Raw genomic sequence first — 2,425 nt, 5'->3', positions numbered from 1 at the left:
GGCGGGGGGTGGCGGGCACGGGCGGTCCGTAGCCGAAGCGCAGCACCACGTGCACCTGCCCCATGGCGGAGAGCGGGTCGCGCACCGTCCAGCGCAGGTCGGACCACTCGACGGCCTCGGAGCTGAGCGCGGTGGACAGGCCCTCGCCGGTGGCGAGCAGCAGCACCCGCTCCATCGCCTGGCCGGCCCGGACCCAGTCGGCGGGGCGGTCCTCGGCGGTGCCGAGGAGGGCGAGCTGCGGTGTGCCGTCGGCTTCGGCGACGGTGGAGTGCGGCTCGGCGGGGACGGGGCGGCCGACGAAGTCGTGCCCCGGCGGGGCCTCGGTCCACTGGGACAGCTCGGCGGAGCGGCCCGGGTCGGCCTGGTCGCGGCCCTCGGCGTCGTGGATCAGGTCGAGCACGGTCTCGGTGTGCCAGCTGGAGGGGAAGTGCAGCTGGGCGCCCTCGCGCTCGGCGGCGTCCCGCAGGGAGGCGCGGACGAGGTCGGGCACCCGCTCGCCCCCGAAGGGCAGCCGGCTGGTGCGGCGGCGCCGGATCTCGTCGTAGAGGTCGCCGAGCTCGACCTCGCCCTCCCCCTCGCCCACCGCTTCCCGGCTCAGCGTGACGGTGGCGAGCAGCCGCGGGTCGTAGCGGTCGGGCAGCAGGGCCGTGTCGGCGCGGATACCGGCGTGGGCGGCGGCGACCCGAAGGTTGAGCAGGGCGGCGCCGCACCCCATGTGCAGCGCGCGCCCGTGCGGGTCGGAGTGCGGCAGGACGTGGTCGAGGGCGGCGCGGACCTCGACGACGCCGCTCTCGCTCAGGTAGCGGAAGCGCCAGGGCTGGGCGTTGTGCAGCGAGGGGGCCGCGGTGGCCGCCCTGACCAGGGAGGTCACGGTCTGCTGTCCCGGGGTGTCCCCCGAGGGGTTCGCCCGCACACGGCCCCTTCCGCCAGCCATCCTCCATCACCCGTTTTGTCTTATAAGTCTCCTTTTTCAGGCTAGCCCATACGGTCGTACGCCGCGAGTACGCGGCGTACGACCCGGTCGGCGCGCGCCCTCAGTCGGCGAGCACCGAGGCCAGCGGCTTCTCGGGGTCGGCCAGGGCCGCGACGTCCACCGGCCCGGCGGATCTGATCAGGCGCTGGACGGGCTCGGTGACGTCCCAGACGTTCACGTTCATGCCGGCGAGCACCCGGCCCTCGCGCAGCCAGAAGGCGATGAACGCGCGCTTGGCCACGTCCCCGCGGTACACCACCTGGTCGTAGTCGCCGGGCGGGGCCCAGCCGGAGTACTCGAGCCCGACGTCGTACTGGTCGGTGAAGAAGTAGGGCACCCGGTCGTAGCTGACGTCCTGGCCCAGCATGGCGCGGGCGGCGGCCGGGCCCGAGTTGAGGGCGTTGGCCCAGTGCTCGACCCGGCGCCGGCCGCCCTCCGGCGCGGGGAGGGTGAGGGAGGCGACGTCCCCGGCGGCGAAGATCAGCGGGTCGCTGCTGCGCAGCGAGGCGTCCACGGCGATGCCGCCGCCCTCGGCCCGGTCGACGAGCGTCAGCCCCGCGGCCTCGGCGAGCGCCGTGCGGGGCGCGGCGCCGATGGCGGCGAGCACGGCGCGGGCCGGCAGCTCGCGGCCGTCGTCGGTGCGGACGCCGGCGACCATGCCGTCCCGGCCGGTGATCTCGGTGAGCCGGGAGCCGAAGACGAACTCGACGCCGTGCTCGACGTGCAGGTCGGTGAAGAACCGGCCGAGCTCGGGGCCGAGCACCCGGTGCAGCGGGGTGGGCTCCGGCTCGACGACGGTGACCGGCACGCCCAGGGTTCTGGCGGCCGCGGCGACCTCGAGGCCGATCCAGCCGGCGCCGGCGATCACCAGCCCGGGGTCCTCCCCCGCCGGCCCGCCGGTCAGCACGCCGCGCAGGTGGTCGGAGTGGGCGAGCCGCCGCAGGTGGTGCACGCCGGCCAGTGAGGTGCCCGGCACGTCGAGCCGGCGCGGCTCGGCGCCGGTGGCGAGCAGCAGCGCGTCGTAGGAGAGCCGGGTGCCGTCGCCCAGCCTGACCTCGCGGGCCCGGCGGTCGATGGCCACGGCCGGCTGGCCGAGGTGCAGTTCGACCCGGTGGTGCGCGTACCAGGCCGGCTCGTGCACGTAGACGCTGTTCCGCTCGGCGCGGCCGAGGAGGTACTCCTTGGAGAGCGGGGGCCGCTCGTAGGGGTGCTCGTGCTCGTCGCCGATCAGTATCACCCGCCCCGAGAACCCCTCCTCCCGCAGTGTCTGGGCCGCCTTGGCCCCGGCGAGGCCGCCGCCGATGATCAGAAACGTCCGGTGTGCTCCGTCCACGCAACGCCTCCCGAGCGTGTGCCTACCGCTCCCCGAACGCTCCGGGTGCGGATCTCCCAGGAGCCTGCCCCGACCAGGGGTGCCCGCAAAAGGGCGGGGACCAAAAGAGCACCCCACCC

The 2,425-nt window shown here is 75.3% G+C and carries 2 protein-coding genes; both read right to left on the bottom strand.

Annotated elements, in window-relative coordinates; all coding sequences use genetic code 11:
- Window positions 1–913: nitroreductase family protein (locus E1283_RS35305; RefSeq protein WP_243745328.1), on the bottom strand; the 913-nt coding region annotated here is incomplete at its 3' end.
- A 121-nt stretch (window positions 914–1,034) separates the two neighbouring features.
- The gene (locus E1283_RS35300) at window positions 1,035–2,306 is read right to left on the bottom strand and encodes an NAD(P)/FAD-dependent oxidoreductase (RefSeq protein WP_132822247.1); all 1,272 of its coding nucleotides are present in this window, start codon (window positions 2,304–2,306) and stop codon (window positions 1,035–1,037) included.
- Window positions 2,307–2,425 lie beyond the last annotated feature (119 nt).

The sequence above is a fragment of the Streptomyces hainanensis genome (genome assembly GCF_004348415.1).
In the GTDB taxonomy this organism is placed as follows: domain Bacteria; phylum Actinomycetota; class Actinomycetes; order Streptomycetales; family Streptomycetaceae; genus Streptomyces; species Streptomyces hainanensis.
The sequence above is the reverse complement of the archived record's forward strand: the minus strand, read 5'-3'. Positions and strand labels throughout refer to the sequence as shown.